Origin of the sequence: Paenibacillus pinistramenti (genome assembly GCF_005869875.1) — a bacterium.
GTDB classification, from domain to species: domain Bacteria; phylum Bacillota; class Bacilli; order Paenibacillales; family Paenibacillaceae; genus Fontibacillus; species Fontibacillus pinistramenti.
The window spans coordinates 183,352-202,327 of record NZ_VAWG01000002.1 but is presented as its reverse complement, the minus strand read 5'-3'; the positions used below and the strand labels follow the sequence as shown (position 1 = coordinate 202,327).

17 protein-coding genes are annotated in these 18,976 nt (G+C 52.1%); 11 read left to right on the top strand and 6 right to left on the bottom strand.

Going from position 1 to position 18,976, the window contains the following annotated elements; all coding sequences use genetic code 11:
- Window positions 1–103 precede the first annotated feature (103 nt).
- Together yedE and yedF are read left to right on the top strand one after the other, a co-directional pair.
- Window positions 104–1,315, top strand: a complete 1,212-nt coding sequence (gene yedE / locus FCN15_RS03700) for a selenium metabolism membrane protein YedE/FdhT (RefSeq protein ID WP_138493604.1) — start codon at window positions 104–106, stop codon at window positions 1,313–1,315.
- Window positions 1,305–1,532: a sulfurtransferase-like selenium metabolism protein YedF gene (yedF, locus tag FCN15_RS03695; protein ID WP_138493603.1), complete on the top strand. Its 228-nt coding sequence runs from the start codon at window positions 1,305–1,307 to the stop codon at window positions 1,530–1,532. The genes yedE and yedF overlap by 11 nt, the downstream gene beginning before the upstream one ends.
- A gap of 78 nt (window positions 1,533–1,610) precedes the next feature.
- On the opposite strand, the gene FCN15_RS03690 is transcribed toward yedF, so the two are convergent.
- Both FCN15_RS03690 and FCN15_RS03685 read right to left on the bottom strand, forming a co-directional pair.
- Complete coding sequence (locus FCN15_RS03690; RefSeq protein ID WP_138493602.1) at window positions 1,611–3,491, bottom strand: PAS domain S-box protein; 1,881 nt, start codon at window positions 3,489–3,491, stop codon at window positions 1,611–1,613.
- Between the two features lie 182 nt (window positions 3,492–3,673).
- On the bottom strand, window positions 3,674–4,864 hold the full coding sequence (locus FCN15_RS03685) for an MFS transporter (RefSeq protein WP_138493601.1): 1,191 nt from the start codon (window positions 4,862–4,864) through the stop codon (window positions 3,674–3,676).
- A 116-nt stretch (window positions 4,865–4,980) separates the two neighbouring features.
- Here FCN15_RS03685 and FCN15_RS03680 point away from each other — a divergent pair, with 116 nt between their 5' ends.
- The 4 genes from FCN15_RS03680 (at window position 4,981) to FCN15_RS03665 (ending at window position 9,820) form a co-directional block, all read left to right on the top strand.
- Window positions 4,981–5,859 (top strand): LysR family transcriptional regulator, encoded by an 879-nt coding sequence (locus tag FCN15_RS03680; protein WP_138493600.1) that lies wholly within the window; start codon window positions 4,981–4,983, stop codon window positions 5,857–5,859.
- Between the two features lie 171 nt (window positions 5,860–6,030).
- Window positions 6,031–7,326, top strand: coding sequence for a homocysteine synthase (locus tag FCN15_RS03675; protein ID WP_138493599.1), 1,296 nt, complete (start codon window positions 6,031–6,033; stop codon window positions 7,324–7,326).
- 335 nt (window positions 7,327–7,661) lie between these two features.
- Window positions 7,662–9,302: a glycoside hydrolase family 9 protein gene (locus FCN15_RS03670; RefSeq protein WP_138493598.1), complete on the top strand. Its 1,641-nt coding sequence runs from the start codon at window positions 7,662–7,664 to the stop codon at window positions 9,300–9,302.
- Window positions 9,303–9,457: 155 nt separating this feature from the next.
- On the top strand, window positions 9,458–9,820 hold the full coding sequence (locus tag FCN15_RS03665; protein WP_138493597.1) for a group I truncated hemoglobin: 363 nt from the start codon (window positions 9,458–9,460) through the stop codon (window positions 9,818–9,820).
- 91 nt (window positions 9,821–9,911) lie between these two features.
- On the opposite strand, the gene FCN15_RS03660 is transcribed toward FCN15_RS03665, so the two are convergent.
- Entirely contained in the window at window positions 9,912–10,829 is a 918-nt protein-coding gene (locus tag FCN15_RS03660; RefSeq protein ID WP_138493596.1) for a LysR family transcriptional regulator, read from the bottom strand.
- Between the two features lie 126 nt (window positions 10,830–10,955).
- On the opposite strand from FCN15_RS03660, the gene FCN15_RS03655 reads away from it, so the two are divergent.
- Entirely contained in the window at window positions 10,956–12,032 is a 1,077-nt protein-coding gene (locus FCN15_RS03655) for a branched-chain amino acid aminotransferase (RefSeq protein WP_138493595.1), read from the top strand.
- 113 nt (window positions 12,033–12,145) lie between these two features.
- Here the strand turns inward: FCN15_RS03655 and FCN15_RS03650 are convergent, their stop codons facing one another.
- Complete coding sequence (locus tag FCN15_RS03650; RefSeq protein ID WP_138493594.1) at window positions 12,146–13,438, bottom strand: ammonium transporter; 1,293 nt, start codon at window positions 13,436–13,438, stop codon at window positions 12,146–12,148.
- Window positions 13,435–13,851 (bottom strand): hypothetical protein, encoded by a 417-nt coding sequence (locus FCN15_RS03645; RefSeq protein ID WP_138493593.1) that lies wholly within the window; start codon window positions 13,849–13,851, stop codon window positions 13,435–13,437. The genes FCN15_RS03650 and FCN15_RS03645 overlap by 4 nt, the downstream gene beginning before the upstream one ends.
- A 455-nt stretch (window positions 13,852–14,306) precedes the next feature.
- On the opposite strand from FCN15_RS03645, the gene FCN15_RS03640 reads away from it, so the two are divergent.
- Entirely contained in the window at window positions 14,307–14,828 is a 522-nt protein-coding gene (locus FCN15_RS03640) for a GNAT family N-acetyltransferase (RefSeq protein ID WP_138493592.1), read from the top strand.
- 173 nt (window positions 14,829–15,001) lie between these two features.
- Here the strand turns inward: FCN15_RS03640 and FCN15_RS03635 are convergent, their stop codons facing one another.
- The gene (locus FCN15_RS03635; protein ID WP_138493591.1) at window positions 15,002–15,817 is read right to left on the bottom strand and encodes a DUF6492 family protein; all 816 of its coding nucleotides are present in this window, start codon (window positions 15,815–15,817) and stop codon (window positions 15,002–15,004) included.
- A 236-nt stretch (window positions 15,818–16,053) separates the two neighbouring features.
- On the opposite strand from FCN15_RS03635, the gene FCN15_RS03630 reads away from it, so the two are divergent.
- The 3 genes from FCN15_RS03630 to FCN15_RS03620 all read left to right on the top strand — a co-directional run bounded on the left by FCN15_RS03630 (window position 16,054) and on the right by FCN15_RS03620 (window position 18,949).
- Window positions 16,054–17,544: a UbiD family decarboxylase gene (locus FCN15_RS03630; protein ID WP_138493590.1), complete on the top strand. Its 1,491-nt coding sequence runs from the start codon at window positions 16,054–16,056 to the stop codon at window positions 17,542–17,544.
- Between the two features lie 41 nt (window positions 17,545–17,585).
- Window positions 17,586–18,311 carry a DUF554 domain-containing protein gene (locus tag FCN15_RS03625; RefSeq protein ID WP_138493589.1) on the top strand — a complete coding sequence of 242 codons (726 nt, stop codon included), beginning with the start codon at window positions 17,586–17,588 and terminating at the stop codon, window positions 18,309–18,311.
- 65 nt (window positions 18,312–18,376) lie between these two features.
- The gene (locus tag FCN15_RS03620) at window positions 18,377–18,949 is read left to right on the top strand and encodes a UbiX family flavin prenyltransferase (protein WP_138494006.1); all 573 of its coding nucleotides are present in this window, start codon (window positions 18,377–18,379) and stop codon (window positions 18,947–18,949) included.
- Window positions 18,950–18,976 lie beyond the last annotated feature (27 nt).

Here is an 18,976-nt window from a genome sequence, read left to right as displayed (position 1 = left end):
ATCTATTGAAACAATTCATCCCATAGAGGAGATTTTATAGTAAAATGAGGAATGCTGGGATTTGCAGCAAATTCCAGATTCTAATAGAAGGAGATCTGCACAAGTGAAAAGGTTGTATTCAAGAATGTTCGGGAACTTCTGGAATCCCTATCTGGTCATGGCACTGCTGGGGGTCCTCAGCGCGGTCTATTTCGGAATCACCAACACCGTATGGGCCGTAACCGGTGAATTTACCCGGCTGGGCGGGCATATTCTGAAGTTCTTCGGAGTCGATATTTCCGGCTGGGCCTATTTCGGCCTTGTCCATATGAAAGGAACAACATGGACGCGAACGGACGGCTGGATCGTATGGGGCATGTTCATCGGAGCTCTCATTACGGTGCTGCTGAGCAGCAATTTCAAGATCCGCAAGCCGCGGCAGAAGCGGCGGTATGTGCAGGGTTTTGCGGGAGGAATTATCGCTGGCTTTGGAGCCCGTTTGGCGCTTGGCTGCAATCTGGCGGCATTCTTTACCGGTGTGCCCCAGTTCTCCCTTCATGCCTGGCTGTTCATCATCGCAACAGCAGCAGGCACCTTTCTCGGAGCCAAGCTTGTCAATACAAAATGGTGGAAAGGCAAACCTGTTCTTAAAGCGGGCGGCACCGCACCGGCTTCCGAGCCGAAGAAGAGCAGACAGCCCCTTGTCGGAGCTGCTATAGGCCTTGCTTACATCGCATTGATTGAATCCTTATACCTGATGGACCGGCCGATGCTGGGAACTGCCGCACTGTTCGGTGCCGCATTCGGCATCCTGATTGAACGGGGGCAAATCTGCTTCACCTCCGCTTTCCGCGATCTGTGGATCAGCGGCCGCGCAACGATGACCAAAGCGATTGCCCTCGGCATGGCGGTCAGCTCTGTTGCGACGCTCATCATCATAGCCGCATACGGAATGGAGCCGATTACCAAAATTGCTGCTCCGAGCACATTAATCGGCGGACTGCTGTTCGGGCTGGGCATCGTCATGGCCGGCGGCTGCGAAACCGGTATGATGTACCGTCTCATGGAGGGCCAGGTGGTCTTCCTGCCGGTATTTATCGGCAACATCATCGGAGCTTCCGTACTCGCGTACGCTTGGGACCATATGGGCGTATACAATCTGCTTGTCAAGAGCGGTTCCCCGGTTAACCTCATCACTGTAATGGGCGAGGCGCCAGCCTTAATTGTTACGCTGCTTGTGCTGGGCCTGGGATTTGCCGGTGCTGCTTATTGGCAGAAGAACTACCGCTTTGGTGCGGGATTCAAGAAGGGAGGCACAACCAACCATGTCCGTTGATTTCACTTTGGATATCCGCGGGGAATCTTGTCCTTATCCAGTCATTTATACGCTTGAAACCCTCCGCGGTATGCAGAAAGGCCAAACGCTCCAGGTCATTTCCGACTGTCCGTCCGCATTCCGGAACGTGCCGGAGGAGGTTGTCAAGCACGGCTACGTCATGGCACAGGAACCTGTAAAGAACGGCCAGGAATTCAGCCTGTTTATTCAGGCTTAAAATGCATGATAAAGAAAGGTGCCGGACTCCCATCCGGCACCTTTCTTGTATAACAATCTGCTCCAGCAGAGGATGTGCTTAAGCAAACTGGCGCAGCAGCTTAAGGACGGCCTCCCGCTTCACAGGCTTGCTGATATATTCATCCATGCCTGCGTCGAGGCATTTTTCCCGGTCGCCCTTTAGGGCATTGGCTGTCACGGCCACAATTCGGGGGGATTTCTCTTTAAGATTCCTCTTAATGATCTGGCTGGCGTCGAGACCATTCAGCACAGGCATATGAAGATCCATGAAGACGATGTCGAAAGGTTCCCTCTGAACCGCCTCTATGGCTTCTTTGCCATTGGTAACAACAGTGACCTTCTGACCCATTCTTTCGAGCATTTTACTCATCACCAGGCGGTTGACCGGATTGTCTTCAGCGAGCAGGATATTGGATTGGATCATATCAGCCAGCTCCAGTGAGTCATTCTCGCTTACAGGTTCTGATGCTTCCTGGTATTGTATGGTGAAAATAAACGCAGATCCGTCCGTACCGTCACTCTCGGCATGAATTTCCCCGCCCAGCATATGAACGACTCTGCGGCTGATCGCAAGGCCCAGACCTGTTCCCTCATGCCGGCGGTTCATAAAGCTGTCAATTTGGGAGAAAGGTTCGAATATATCCTCGAGCCGGTCAGGATTAATTCCAATCCCTGTGTCCTTAACTGTAAAGATTAACTGATTCGGGTTGTTCTTCGTGCGCTCGACTTTCACCGCTATGCTGCCTTTTGACGTGAACTTTACAGCGTTGCCGAGCAGGTTTAACAGCACCTGCTTGAGCCGCTCGTGATCGCCGTAAATATAGTCGGGAACATCGTGATTGAGCGTGTAGGACAGCGCTAATTTCTTCTCTTCAGCTTTGCTGGATACGACGGAGAAGCATTCCTTAATGCACAGGCGAAGATCGAAATTCTCCTCCTGCAGCTCCGTCCGGCCGGCTTCGATCTTGGAGAGATCCAAAATGTCATTAATGATATTGAGCAGGGTTTCACCGCTTTGGCGGATGACCTCAATACAGCTTCTCTGCTCCTCATTCAGGTCATTCATATCGAGCAGAATATCCGTCATGCCGATCACTCCGTTCATCGGTGTGCGGATCTCGTGGCTCATCATGGCCAGAAACTCACTCTTTGCTTTGTTGGTAGTCTCAGCAGCTTCCTTGGCAAGCAGCAATTCTTTCTGTTCCGAGATGTCCTTGCAGATCAAGTAGAAGCCGATGTTCTGTCCGCTTACAAAGATCGGCGCAATGCTGGCCAGCACTTCGACGAATTTGCCTTCTTTAGTCGCCAATTGGCCAATGTCATGCTCGATTGAATTGTCGTACAGGGACTTTTCGAGAATCTTGTTCACATTCTCAGTGCCGATCAGCCGGGACAGCTTCATCCCGATCAGTTCGGTTTCGGTTACGTAGCCGGTCAGCTTCTCGGCCACTTTATTGGTATTGATAATCCGGCCATCAAGCCCGAAGGAAATGACGGCATCATGGTTATATTTTTTGAGCGACGTATAACGTTCGACGGATTCCTGCAGCCGCCGTTCCGATTCCTTCTGTCTCGTAATATTGATCATTTGGGCGATATAATATAAAGGTTTGTTCGACTCGTTAACAAAGAGCTTGAAGGATACCAGTCCCCAAATCACCTCACCGTTTTTGGTGAGATAGCGTCTTTCAACTTGCGCCTCATTGTCTTCGTTCATCAGCTTCTGCAATTCCTCAAGCCCTATGCGGGGTTCATCAGGATGAGAGAAAGCGCCGACGGGTTTGCTGTCAAACTCCTCTTTCGTATATCCAAACATCTTCTCCATGGCAGGATTTACTGTCAAAATAAGCCCCTCGGGTGATACGAGAGCGATCCCAAAAGAAGCATGGTCAAATACTTGTTGGTTGAAGGTAACTTGGTTGAGATTTACACGGTGCATAGCGGCCCTCCATTGGTTAAACGAAATCTGGCTGGTTAACACTTCGATAACATACAGAAATAACGTTTATTATTACCCAATCTTTATTTTCTTGAAACAGCAAGATAGAAAAAGATGAGCAGCAAGCAAACCAAGGCCACGCTCGCTTTCTTGCATTCTAGGATCAAAGTACGCCATAAGCCTTACTGCGGCTGTTTTGCTCCCCGGCGCTGCAGGCTTAACCCCAGCAGGGATAAAGCTGTCAGGATCAGGAATATACCGAGAATGCGAAATCCGCCAGAACTGAACTGCCCTCCCATAATCATACTGATTAGCAGGGACGACAGTAAGGTTCCAATATATCTGGATGTATTAAAAAGTCCTGAGGCGGCTCCAATAATCTCCTTCGGCGAGCTGTTGAACAGGGCGGCCTGCATGGCTACGCTGTTCAGCCCGTTGCTGACGCCGAATGCAGCTAAAGCCAAGCCTGCAAGAATTAACGGCGAATGCGAATTTAAGAGGACTAGCCAGACCGAGCCGAAGGTCATCAATGCCGCCGATAGCATGAATGCCGGCCGGGGACCTGACTGATCCACCCACCGGCCTGCTAGAGGTGAAGAGACAAGGGAGCATATTCCAAGAGTGAGCATCAGTATTCCTGTATGATAATCGCTGACATGCCGCACGAGCTGCAGGTAAGAAGGAAATCCAAAGAAGATCGAGTAATAAAGAAGGTTAACGAGCATGAATTCAAAATTCACCAAGGTCATCTCCGGGTATTTCGTGAAGGTCCGCAAGGAAATGAGCGGAGGCAAGCCCCGGCGGGCGGATGCTGGCCGCTCGTCTTTGGGGATTATTTTCCAAGCCAATATAAAGCTGACCGCTACAAAAGGAATGTTCACGAAGAAGATCGCATGCCAATCCCACCAATGAATCAAGACGCCGCCTGCAAAAGGACCAATGGCAGCCGCTCCGGAGAGGAAGATGGACAAGACCGACAGTGCTGACGCCTGCTTCTCTGTAATATGAATCCGCACAAGTGCCATGCCTACCGCAGACATCATGCTTGTTCCTATGGATTGAAGGACACGAAACACGATCAGCCAGCCAAAGCTTGCGGATAAGGGGGCCAGCAGGGACGCGGTGAAGGCAACGCCCAGACCGGCAAGAAAGATCCTCCTCCGGCCGAAAAGATCACTGGCCCTGCCCATAACGGGCTGAGCAACGACGCTTGCCATATAGAAGGAGAAGATGATCCAGGAAACCGAGGTATAGTCGAGCTGAAAATCCTTCTGCAGCCCGGGAATGGCCACAGAAATCATGGAAGAATTTAGCGGGTTCAGGAGTATGCCGAATCCAACGGAGATCATTAGCAACCAGCTGCGTGCGTTCATTATTTATTCCTCCTTAAGTGTTGTTTAAATAATATCGTACCTAAGAAGATTCATTTACTCCAACGCATTTTATGTTATTATTTCATTGACTAGAAGGAATGGATAGGAGGCGGAAAATGGAGCTTCTTCAATTGCAGTATTTTCTCACGGTTGCGCGGCTTGAGCATGTCACTGAGGCGGCGCAAAGCCTGCATGTGACGCAGTCTTCGCTCAGCAAGACCATTCAGCGCCTGGAGGAGGATCTCGGAGTGCCGCTGTTTGACCGGACAGGCAGGAGTTTGAAGCTTAACGAGGCTGGTATATGCTTCTTCAAACGCGCCGAGAGGGCATTGTTTGAACTGGAGCAGGGGAGGCAGGAGATCAGGGATTTGTCCAGCTTGAAGCTTAATCAGCTTGAACTGGCAGTGACGGCCGCAAGCCGGCTGCCCGACATTCTTCGTGAGTATCGGAGAAGGCTGCCGGATGTCCAGCTGCATGTTCAAATGCTCACCACGCAGGAAATGGTTACGCTGCTTCGCCGAGGAGAGGTGGATATGTGCTTATCCTCCCCGCCAATTCATGAAGAGGATATAGAATGTCAAATTGTATGCGCCGACCCGATTCTTGCTGCTGTTCCCTTGGGACACCGGCTGGCCAGCCGCACAAGCCTGTCCTTAATTGAGCTAAGGGAGGAATGGTTTGTCGGCGTGAAGAGGGGGTTCGGTACACGCGATCTTGTTGATACTGTCTGCAGGACCGCCGGATTCGAGCCCAGATATGTGTATGAGGGGGATGAACCCGCAAGGCTCAGCGCTTTGGTAGAGGCGGAGATCGGAATCGCCTTCTTACCGAGTACGGCGAGAAACCCGCGGGAACCTATACAGTACATCCCGATAGAGGATCACCAATTAGTGCGCGAAATCGCCTTGTTGTGGCATAAGAGCCGGTACATTTCGCGGGCCGCAGCGGAGTTTCGCGAGGTTGCTGCCGGATATTTTTCCGAGCATAGTCAATAAACAATTCCAATAAAAAAATGCTATTAAAACAATGTCAATAATAAATTCAAATAAAACAGACCTGTTAACTAAGAATAATTCTTTTCAAATGACAAGGTTTGTGAGAAAATGGGTTCAATTCCAGTTATCTCTTTCTATCATTCATTTATGAATTTAAAGGAGGATTTGCCCATGCCAGAAGACCGCAAGCTGTCATTCGAAACGTTAGCCGTTCATGCCGGACAGGAAATTGACCCGACGACTTATTCACGTGCCGTACCGCTGTATCAGACGACATCCTATGGATTCCGGGATGCAGAGCATGCCGCAAACTTGTTTGCCTTGAAAGAATTCGGGAATATTTACACGCGTATCATGAATCCGACGACCGACGTTTTTGAGCAGCGGATTGCGGCTCTGGAGGGAGGCGCAGGCGCCTTGGCTACAGCCTCGGGCTCTGCGGCCATTTCCTTCTCAATCTTGAATATAGCCGGAGCAGGCGATGAAATTGTGTCCTCTTCCAGCCTTTACGGCGGAACGTACAACCTGTTTGCGCAAACGCTGCCTAAACTCGGGATCAAGGTGCATTTTGTGGATTCCGACAATCCTGAGAATATCCGGGCGGCCATTAATGGTAAGACAAAAGCCGTCTTTGCCGAGGCGATCGGCAATCCGCAGGGGAACGTTCTTGACATCGAGGCTGCTGCTTCCATTGCTCATGAGCATGGTCTTCCGCTGATCATTGATAATACTTTTCCAAGTCCTTATTTGCTTCGTCCTATTGAGCACGGCGCTGACATTGTGGTTCATTCGGCTACCAAGTTTATCGGCGGCCACGGAACCTCCATCGGCGGCGTAATCGTAGACAGCGGCAAATTCGATTGGAAGGCGAGCGGCCGGTTCCCGGGCCTGACCGAACCAGATCCAAGCTATCACGGTGTAGTCTATACAGAGGCGGTCGGCCCTGTTGCTTACATTATCAAAGCCAGAGTTCAGCTGCTGCGCGACTTGGGCGCGTCAATCTCGCCGTTCAACTCCTGGCTGCTGCTGCAGGGACTGGAAACCCTTCATCTGCGCATGGAACGCCACAGCCAGAATGCTTTGAAGGCAGCCCAGTACCTTGAAGCTCATGAAGCGGTAGAATGGGTCAGCTATGCCGGTCTGCCAAGTCATCCTTCTTACTCCCTCGCGCAAAAATATTTGCCAAAAGGGCAGGGTGCCATTTTGACGTTTGGAATCAAGGGCGGTGCCGAGGCAGGGGTCAAGCTGATCGGCAATGTCAAGCTGTTCTCGCACCTCGCGAATGTCGGCGATTCGAAATCACTGATCATCCATCCGGCGAGCACGACGCACCAGCAGCTCACAGAGGCTGAGCAAATTGCAGCCGGCGTATCTCCGGAGCTGCTGCGGTTGTCCATCGGCACCGAGTCCATTGACGATATTCTCTACGATCTGGAACAGGCAATAGCTGCGAGTCAGCAGCAGTAGCAGCAGTACTTGACTGGAAAAGGGCGGATGCGCGGTTAACGGGCGTTCGTCTTTTTTTCGTTGTGATGGATTATTTGTACCTGCATTACCTGCATGGCCGGGCTATCACTTCCGGGAAGCAAATGAGCCCATCGTTCAAGGGTTGTCCTTCTGTGCCGGGAAGATGAAGAAGGAATCTCTGTTCGGCTGAAGAAATTAATTTCTGATAGGAAATTCTACCGAAGGGAAATTCTACCGAAGGGAAATTCATCTGGAGAGACCCCTTACTCAAGGGATTATTCACAAGGCCCGGCTCGGCGGGCCGGACTAAGCAGAGAGAGGATGAAGCTGTTGCTATGGTTAACGAAATCAAGAATGAGCAGCAAAGCGGAATAGCCGTGAATCAGCTCGGATACCGAAGAGAGGATCGGAAGACAGCTATTTTTTCCGGGTGGACAGGCCGGTTTCGGCTGGTTCAGGATTCAAGCGGCGAAGCCGTTTGGGAAGGGGAGTCCGGAGCATCCGCTGCGGATGAAGCAAGCGGTCAAAGCCTGAGCCGCGGCGATTTCTCCGCATGGACACAGCCGGGCGTCTACCGGATTGAAAGAGAGGATGGGCATGCTTCGGAGCCGTTTGAGATCTCGGATTCGGTGTACGGGGAAGCCCAGCGCGCAATGTTGAAAGCGTTCTATTATTTCCGCTGCGGAATGGAGCTGGAAGAGGAATACGCCGGGCCGTGGAAGCATGCGGCCTGTCACCTTGCTCCGGCATCTGTACACGGGGAACCGCATCGCAAGATAGATGCCTGCGGCGGATGGCATGATGCAGGGGATTACGGCAAATATGTCGTGCCGGGCGCGAAAGCGGCCGCCGACCTTCTCCTTGCTTTTGAGTGCTATCCGGCCTCATTCAGCCAGCCGCTGCCGCTGCCGGAGAGCGGCGCCGGCATGCCGGATGTGCTTCACGAATGCCGGTACGAGCTGGACTGGATGCTCCGGATGCAGAATGAGGATGGAGGCGCGTTTCACAAGCTCACGACTAAGCAGTTTCCAGGGCCGGATGTGATGCCGGAGGCAGACACCTCCGATCTGTTCCTCTCGCCGGTGTCAGCGGCGGCGACAGGATGCTTTGCCGCGGTGATGGCACTGGCGGCGCGTATATATAAGACCTATGACGCGAATTATGCGTCAAAGTGTCTCCAGGCGGCAGAGCGCGCCTGGCAGTGGCTTGAAGCTCATCCGGAGGTGCCCGGCTTCCGCAATCCATCCGATATCGCCACAGGCGAATATGGGGATGCGCAGGACAAGGATGAGCGTTACTGGGCGGCCGCGGAGCTGTACCGCACGACGGGCGAAGCCCGCTACCACGAAGCGCTGCGGCATTTTGCCAATCTTGGCATCTTCGACCTGTACGAGCTCGGCTGGGCGGATATGGGCGGTTATGGAACCCTCGCCTATCTCTTCTCCGGGCGCGATAAAGACCCGGCGCTGGCTGACCGCCTTAAAGCCGGCTTGCGTCAGCGCGCAGACGAGCTTGCCGCTGTCAGCAGCCGGGACGGCTACGGCATTTCCCTCCGCCCGGACCAGTACATCTGGGGCAGCAATATGCTGGTGATGAATCACGCCATGCTGATGCTGGCGGCGGGCCGGCTGCTCGAAACGGACGTGTACCAATCCCATGTGGAGCAGCATGTTCACTATTTATTCGGAGCGAACGTCATGGCCATAAGCTATGTATCAGGACTTGGAACGCATAGCATACTTCATCCTCACCACCGGCCATCTTATGGAGACGGCGTCGATGAACCTGTACCTGGGCTCGTGTCAGGCGGACCTAACAAAGGTATTCAGGACGAGTACGCCCGCAGCCATCTGGCCGGCAGGGCACCGGCGGCAAGCTTTGCCGATGTCATGGAGAGCTACGCGACCAATGAAGTAGCGATTTATTGGAATTCGCCTGCAGTATTTGTACTTTCAAGCATGCTGCCTAATACGTAGGATCAGGCAGTTCATATACGGATGGAGAGGCGCTTCAACTCGGGCGTCTCTATCTTTTTCCAGGACGGATAGAAGATAAGAAGAACAAATAATTTTGAATTGCAAAGGGGGAATCTGGGTAAAATGTCAGCATACCAAATAATGGGGTGATGCCAATGAGTAATATGAATTTGTATGAGAAGCTGGGCGGCGAAGAGAAGATCGCAAATGTAGTTAACGATTTCTACGATCTGGTCTTGGCGGATAACGGGGTGAACTCGTACTTCAAGAATACGGACATGGACAAGCAGAGGCAGCACCAGACCAAATTCATCAGCTATGCGCTGGGAGGTCCTAACCAGTACACGGGAGGGGCGATGACAAAGGCTCACTCCGGCATGAATCTGCAGTCAGAGCATTTTAATTCCATAGTCGGACACCTGCGCACAGCCCTGGAACAGAACGGCGCGAGCGCCAATGATATTGACGCGGCTATTGATAAGGTGGATACGCTGAGAAGTGATATTTTGCATAAGTGAAAAAAGATGCTGGAGCAGCAGCCGGTGAGCCGGAAACTGCTCCAATTTGCATGGATCTGAAGCGTAAACTGGAGCACTCATTCCGGCAGGCTCATTCGGATTGAATCGTACCGACTGGTTCATTCCGGAAGGTTTCGATGAAATTTCGCGCGATTCTGGACAGGTAGCGGTCCTTGATCCAGATCAGGCCGACCTCGGAGTACAGCGGAGTGTGGGTCAGCTCGTACACTTCAATGCTCGTCAGCGGAAAGGATGCGATCACTGACTTTGGCAAAATCGCTGCGCCTATGCCGGCGGCAACTAAGGCGAGGATGATGGCAACGCTGGAACATTCGCATAAAATGTTTGGCTCATAGCCGGCTTCGCGAAACGTCTTCAGCACGAGCTCGTGCATGCCGATAGTCAGATCGCTCTTTAGGCTGAGGAAAGGATATTCGGCCAGCGCTTCGATCTCGATTCGTCTGTCCTCTGCCATCTGCGGCCAGCTTCCGGGGAGAAGCGCTACATAAGGATCCGAGGGCAGACTCAGGACAGCGTAGCGGTCCGGCTCGGAAGCGGCCTCGAACGGAAGCCGCGCGACGACCAGCTCAATATTCCGCTTCTCAAGCTGCTCCCCGAGAAGGAAATGATCGCCTTCATGGATTCTGAAGGTCACACGGGGATACAGCTCGTGGAACCGTTCGATCCGCTGCGGAAGCAGCGAGAAGCAGGAGACAACGGAGCCGATTGAAAGCGTGCCGTGGATGCCGTCATCCATTTCCTGCACCTCTTCGATCGTCTCCTGAAACTGCCGGAGCAGCAGCTCGGCCCGGCGCCGCAGAAGCTCGCCCGCGTGCGTAAGGTTCAGCCGCTTGCCGCTGCGGTCAAAGAGGGATACGCCAAGCTCCTCCTCGAGAAGCTTCATTTGCCGGCTGAGCGGAGGCTGCTCCATATTCAGGCGCCTGGCCGCCCCTGTAACCTTGCCTTCCTCGGCGACAGCAAGAAAATAACGCAGCTGGCGAAGATCCATGCGACAGGTCAACTCCTTCTCCATACCCTTGGAGTATATTCTTTCTTCAAAATAGATATTTCCAATATACCCTTCGATAGGGTAAGATTCAATTATCAATCTTATTCCAAAAAAGGGTGACATAAAATGACACAATCACATCAGATCCGCATTGAACGCACCACTGCTCCCAAACTGAAGCCGAAGGCAAGCGACTTGGGGTTTGGAAAATATTTTACAGACCATATGTTTATTCTGGATTATGATTCCGACAAAGGCTGGCACGATGCGCGTGTTGTCCCTTACCAGCCGATTACACTGGATCCGGCAGCCAAAGTATTCCATTATGGCCAAACGATCTTTGAAGGGCTGAAGGCATACAGAACTCAGGAAGGAAAAATCGTCATGTTCCGTCCCGACATGAACATGAAGCGCCTGAACCGCTCCAATGACCGGATGAGCATTCCAGCCATTGATGAAGAGCTGGGGATTGAAGCGCTGCGCCAGCTGATCACGGTTGACCAGGACTGGATTCCTGATGCGCCTGAGACATCGCTGTATGTGCGGCCGTTTGTTATCGCGACGGAAGCGGCTCTAGGCGTCTCGCCTTCGCAGCAGTACAAGTTCATGATTATTTTGTCGCCGGTCGGCAGCTACTACGCCGAAGGGATCAAGCCGGTTTCCATCTATGTGGAATCTGATTATGTACGCGCGGTGGCAGGCGGCGTCGGCCATGTGAAGACTGCCGGCAATTATGCGGCGGGGCTCAAGGCACAGGAAGGCGCGACTGCCCAAGGCTGCGCGCAGGTTCTCTGGCTCGATGGGGTTCACCGGAAATACGTCGAGGAAGTCGGCAGTATGAACGTGTTCTTCTATATCGGCGACAAGGTTGTAACGCCGGCATTGACAGGCGGACTGCTGCCGGGTATTACACGCGATTCGGTGATTCATCTCCTGCGTCATTGGGGGCTGGAAGTGGAAGAACGTCTCGTCTCGATTGATGAGCTCGTGGAGGCTCAGAAGGACGGCAGCTTGAAGGAAATGTTCGGCACAGGCACAGCGGCGGTGATTTCCCCGGTCGGCTCCCTGTTCTGGAACGGCGAGAAGCTGACGATTGGTGAAGGAACGACTGGCGAGCTGTCTGCGCGCGTATACGAGACCATGACAGGCATCCAGACCGGACGGTTGGAAGATCCGTTCGGATGGAGAGTAGCGATAGAGTAAAGTAAGCGGCAAGCAGATCAATAACTGGAACAGCACATTAGTGCCCAATAAAAATAATAGCGGCAGGCTGAAGGATTCCCCTTTAGCCTGCCGCTTTGACGTTCCTATTCTTATTAATGATTCCTATGCTCGTCGTCTGCCTCCGAGAGGAGATGATCAAGCTGGTCGATGAACTCATGAGACCGGTCAGCGGCCATGATGCCATGATAGCTGATGTCCAGTCCGATCTCCTCTTCTTCTTCAGTGGAACGGACCGGCACAAGCTTGCCGATCAGCTTCAGCCCGACCCAGGTAACGGCAAATCCCCATGCGGCCAAAGTTACAAGGCCAAGGGCCTGTACGCCAAGCAAATGAGCGCCGCCGCCGTAGAACAGCCCTTTCTCCGTGTCAAACAATCCGACTGCAAGCGTGCCCCAGGCGCCGGACACGGCATGAACCGGGAAAGCGCCCACGGGATCATCAATTCTCCGCGCTTCCAGCCAGCTGGTGGCCGCCATCATCAGCATACCGGATACAGCTCCGACAAGGATGGCTGTACCATCGCTGACAAAAGCGCATCCGGCCGTAATGCCGACAAGCCCGGCAAGAGAACCGTTAATGACGGATGGCGCGTCCGACCGCTGGTAGCGGAACAGGGTATAGACCAAAGTGACTGCTCCGCCGGCTGCTGCGGACAGCATCGTCGTTAGGGCGATATGCCCGATCCGGGCATCTGTGGCGCTCAGTGTGCTCCCGGCATTGAATCCGAACCAGCCGAACCACAAGAGGAAGGCTCCGACGGAAGCGAGCGGCAGATTGCTCGGAAGGGCGATGGTGCTGATGCCCGAGGCGTTGAATTTGCCCTTGCGCGGGCCCACGATCAGCGCGGCTGCGAGAGCAGAGAAGCCGCCGAGCGCATGGATGACGGCAGAGCCGGCAAAGTCCTGCAGGCCGAGCTGCGTCAGCCAGCCGCCTCCCCAGGCCCAGTGGCCGGCAATCGGATAAATAAGTCCGGTCATCAGCAGGATATAAAGAAGATAAGCCCTAAAATTAATCCGCTCGGCCACGGCACCGGATACAATTGAAATCACCGCAATCGTAAAGGCGGCTTGAAACAGCCAATACGTATCCAGAGATACCGGAAGCTTCAAATGTCCGAGATCCCCTCTCAGCATAAATCCGGATGAACCGATAAGGCCGGCGGCATCCTTGCCGTACATCAGTCCAAAGCCAAGAATGTAGAACATAAGAGTACCGATAGTAATGTCGGCAAACACCTTCATAATAATATTCACGCTGTTCTTATAACGGACAAATCCCGCTTCGAGCAGGGCAAACCCGCCCTCCATCAGCAGAATCATCGCTGCACTAAGCACGATCCAGACCGTGTCCATCCCGGTGACCAGCGTGTCGATTGATGGATTCATTGCGGCATCACTTCACTTTCCCGCAGCAATCTCAGCTCACGGATCAATTCCGGCGATAGAGAAATCTGTTCCACTTCACGGTCAGGCCTGCTCATTTGCTCGAGAACCCGTTCCAGCACACGAATGCTGCTCTTAATGGTATCAATTTTCTTGAAACGCTCCTTCACATGCACCATATACTCCACAGCCTGGTGGTGGGAGGCGGGGCGGCCGGTGAACAGCCGGCGTAATGGAGACATGGACTGGTAGAGCGCTTTTTCTTTACGTCTCTTCTGCTCGTACTGGTTAATTTTCTCCTTCAGGCCTTCTATGTCTTCTTCTTTGACTATAATGAGGCGTTCAACCAAACGAACCAGCTCGGAATCCGGAAGATCAAAAATGACATTTTGATAAACTTCATCGACAATAACCATGTCAGGTCTCCTCACACAATAAGTAACTTTAGTTGATTATAAAAACAATAGAAAAAGAAGTCAATAGAATGATTTTTGAAGGGGAAAGGAAGAAGAAGGGAGGGGAGAAGAAGGAATGGCAAGGACGAGGAAGGCTAAGGACCAATATTCCTAAGGACCAGTGATGGGAAAGAAGATAACAAAAAACGCTCCGCTCAGGATTAATTACTCATATACTTTAATGTATTAAAGCGAATTAAGCAATATCAAATATCATAACAGCTTCTGCTGCTTCAGCCCGCCAGGAGAAGTGAAATCAGCTTCATTCTGCTGGTCTTGCTTGTCCTCCCTTTGAGTCCCATAATATTAAGAGGAAGATTCAGCTGCAGGTACAGGTATATAGGTATAAGTACAGAATCAGAATCAGAACCAGAACCAGAACCAGAACCAAGAACAGGAGAGGGGTTTAGCTTAAGATGGAACTTCAAATCGAGCGCGTACATACAGCGGAGGAGATTGAAGAGACTGCCCGGTTAGCTGCAGAAATTTGGCGTGAATATTATGTATCGCTTATTGGTACTGAACAGGTAGAATACATGGTCGGCAAATTCCAGTCGGTATCCGCCATTACCGATCAGATCCAGAGCCAAGGTTACGAATACTATAGGCTTCGGCACGGCGGCGCTTCAGCCGGTTATATGGCCGTCAAGCCTGAAGAGGGCAAACTCTTCCTGAGCAAGTTCTATATCGGCAAGGAGCACCGGGGACAAGGCTATGCCAGCCAGGCGATGAATGTGCTGGAGAAGCTGTGCAGAGACCGGAACCTGAGCCATATCTGGCTGACGGTCAACCGTTATAACGATTCAAGTGTATCGGTGTATAAGAAGAAAGGCTTCCGCGTCGTACGCGAGCAGGCTGCGGATATCGGGAACGGATTCGTCATGGATGATTTTATTATGGAAAAAGAAATTTCAGCACAGCAGCATCTGTGCCGTTAATGGATCAAAACAGAGGTCAAGCCACGTCCGCTGCAGGCGGCGAAGGCTTGACCTCTTTGCTGTGCGGCCGGCCGCAGCATTGCCGCGAGCTCCTTCTGCGAGAGAGCTGCAGGATAGCCGCGCGCTTCGTCAGGCAGAGCGCGGCAAGACCGCCTTCAAGCCTGGCTGGACAATCACGCCCGGCGGATTTTACTGTAGATTTTTCGTTTATGGAATGAGAGCGATCTGTACTTCAATGCAAATTCATTCAGCTTCTGCTTGCTGAGAGAATTGGCGTTCATGTTCAGGCTCTTGTTCTTGGCGCTCTTGAGGATCACGGCCTCCGGATTCAGCGTATACAGGTAATTGGCGTAGGTCTCGTATTCGGAGAAACCGAACTGTTTCTTCTTATCGATGGTTTGAATAATAGCTTTGTACCAGGTGAGATGATGGATTGCTTCTATTTTCTTCTTCAAGGAAGAGAGCCGCGCTTTGTCAAACAGCATGTAATGGGTGACGAAGGAGCGGGGGCGGGGGGCTTTCATCCCCATCAGCTTGCGGTAAGTTTGAAAGTATTCGGGCTGGCTCCAATCCCGGCAGTAAAAGACGGTTTTGCCATTCTTAACGAAGGTATGAGGCCTGATCAATACGGTATCCGCATCCATCACCAGAAAATAAGGCGCTTTCACGATCCGGTCGCCGTTCATTTTCAGCAGCTGCTGGTACAGCCAGCCCGAGCGGTTCCAGCGGGACGAGCTGTAGTGAATGTCTTTCTTCGTGATCGGAAGGACCGAGCGCTCGTTGACGAATACGCATTTCTTCCGGGCACACAGTTTCCGGATTCTGCTGCTCTCAGGCGAAACGATATAAATTTGACCGATCGGGTGCTGGACGTAACGGCGGATATGATCAATGACGTAGGGCAGGGTGCCCAAATCTTTTTCAATACAAGGGATAAGAACATCAATCAACGGTGCATGATGCAAACGCGCTTCCTGCAAATCCTGCATTCCCTCAACTCCCCGTACGAATTATGAGTCATGTACATGGTATGTGTCCACGGGAGGTTTGGTCTGGGCAGTAATCACAGGTTTCGCTTGAGGTTACGCTTAGGCTGGCTCCGATCGTTGATGAAGTTCCATGAATGATTCCATTTCGTAATCGAACGTTTCGAAATCAGAATTGTTTCGGAATTTCAGGCATTGCTATAATGATTGTGAAAAAACGAACTTGGAGGCAGACTTTTATGAACACTAATAAAGAAATTCCAGTTACAGACTTACGTTCTGCAATAGAACTGCTTAAGACGATTCCGGGACAGCTGATTGAAACCTCAGAGCCGGTTGATCCGCATGCTGAGTTATCCGGGGTTTACCGCTATGTAGGAGCGGGTGGAACGGTGGAACGGCCGACGAAGATCGGGCCGGCTATGATTTTTAACAAGGTCAAAGGTCATGAAGACGCAAGAGTCGCCATTGGACTTATGTCCAGCCGTGAAAGAGTCGCCATGCTGCTCGGGACCAAACCAGATCAGCTTGGCCAGCTGCTGAGAAGCGCTGTTAAGCACGCGATTGACCCCGTAACCGTTCCGGCCGAACAAGCCCTGTGCCAGGAGGTTGTGCACTACGCGACCGAAGAAGGCTTTGACATCAGAAAGCTGGTACCGGCGCCGACAAACACCGAGGAAGATGCGGGTCCTTACATTACTCTGGGCATGTGTTACGCTTCCGATCCGGAAACAGGCAAATCCAATATTACCATCCACCGGCTGTGCCTGCAGGGGAAGGATGAGCTGTCCATCTGGATTACTCCGGGAGCCCGTCATATCGGGGATTTCTATGAGAAAGCAGAAGCTGCCGGCAAGCCGCTGCCGATCTCAATCAGTATCGGTGTTGACCCGGCGGTATCCATCGCTTCCTGCTTTGAGCCGCCTACCACACCGCTTGGATTTGACGAATTAAGCATTGCCGGTGCCATTCGCAGCAAACCAGTGGAATTGGCCCAATGCCTGACCATCGGCGAGCGAGCCATCGCGAATGCGGAGTATGTGATCGAAGGAGAGATTCTGCCGTTCGTGCGTGTGCGGGAGGACCAAAATACTCATACAGGCAAGGCGATGCCGGAATTCCCGGGATACACCGGACCTGCTGCCTCATCCATGCCGGTTATTAAAGTTAAAGCTGTAACTCACCGTAAAAATCCGATCATGCAGACTTGCATTGGCCCAAGCGAAGAGCATGTCAACATGGCCGGCATTCCAACGGAAGCCAGCATTCTCGATATGGTGGACAGAGCTATGCCAGGCCGGCTGTTAAATGTATATGCGCATACTTCAGGCGGCGGCAAATATATGGCCGTCATGCAGTTCAAGAAGAGTGTGCCGAGCGATGAAGGCCGCCAGCGGCAGGCTGCTTTGCTAGCTTTCTCCGCTTTTTCAGAACTCAAGCATGTCATTCTTGTGGATGAGGACGTCGATCTGTTCGACACGAATGATGTTCTATGGGCGCTGAATACCCGTTATCAGGGGGACATCGACACGATCTTCATTCCAGGCGTACGCTGCCATCCTTTGGATCCGTCGGAATCACCGGATTTCAATCCGATGCTGCGGGACCGAGGTCTTTCCTGCAAGACGATTTATGACTGCACAGTTCCGTTTGCGCTGAAGGACCGCTTCAAGAGGGCTGCATTCAAAGAAGTGGACGTCCGGAGATTTGTTCCCTCCTTATTTGAATAACTGCCGGGCCGACTTGTGAATTTGAAAGAGAGGGAATTGAAATGCATTTACCGATAGGTGTTATCGTTAACAGTTTGTCTGTCTTATTTGGAGGATTGGTTGGAGCGCTTCTGGGCAAGAAAGTCCCGGAGCGTCTCCGGATTGCGCTGCCGCTGACTTTCGGCCTTGCCTCCATGGCAATGGGGATTAATTATACGGTTAAATTAGCCACGCTTCCGGCAGTTGTATTGTCGTTAATCTTAGGAAGCATTATTGGCGAATCCTGCAAATTGGAGAAAGGGATTGAATACTGCGCAACGATTGTCCGCAAACCGATCAGCAGACTGTTCAATGACAGCGGAAGCATTCAGGATCCGAAGGAGTTCATGGAGAAATTTGTGGGGATTGTCGTGCTGTTCTGCGCCAGCGGTACGGGCATATTCGGCGCCTTTACCGAAGGGATGACCGGGGATCATTCCGTTCTCTTCACCAAGTCTTTACTGGACTTCTTCACAGCAGCAATCTTTGCTACTGCGCTTGGCTATATTGTCATGACCATCTTTGTTCCGCAGGTGCTTATCCTCATTCTATTGTTCTTTAGCGCAAGCTTTATCGTCCCATTGACCGATGCGCACATGATTGCAGATTTTACAGCTGTCGGAGGTATTATCATGCTGGCAACCGGTTTCCGGATCTGCGGAATTAAAGCTTTTCCCGTGGCGAATATGCTGCCCGCACTCGTGCTGGTCATGCCAATCTCGCATCTGTGGTCGGTTTTAATGGGTTAAATATAAAATATTAAATATGAATATGGCAGGAGGGAGCCGTTATGCTCACCAATCAGAATCCTAACATGAATTTTGCAAAAAAACGGCTGGTCGTCGGCATGAGCGGCTCCAGCGGCGCTGAAATCGGTATTGAGCTGCTGAAGGTCATGCAGCATTTCACAGATTGGGAGACCCATCTGGTCATTTCAGAGGGCGCCCGCCGGACTATTGAGCACGAAACCAAATATTCGGCTGCCGAAGTGGAAGCACTGGCTTCCAAGGTCCATGCACTTGAAAATGTCGGAGCCAGCATTGCCAGCGGCAGCTTTAAAGCGGAGGGAATGGTGGTTGTTCCCTGCAGTATGAAGACGGTTGCCGGCATAGCGAACGGCTTCTCCCATAATTTGCTGCTGCGCGCAGCCGATGTTACAATCAAGGAACGCCGGCGGCTGGTGCTGGTGGCAAGAGAGACTCCTCTCAGCTCCATTCATCTCCGAAACATGCTGACCCTGTCGGATATGGGCGTTACGATTATGCCGCCGATGCTGACCTTCTATAACCATCCTGAAACGATTCAGGATATGGTCCGGCACATTGTGGGGAAAATAACCGATGTGTTCGGCATCGAGATGAGCGGCTATAAACGGTGGGAGGGCTGAGAGTGGAAGAGATCAGACCGCGCAGCG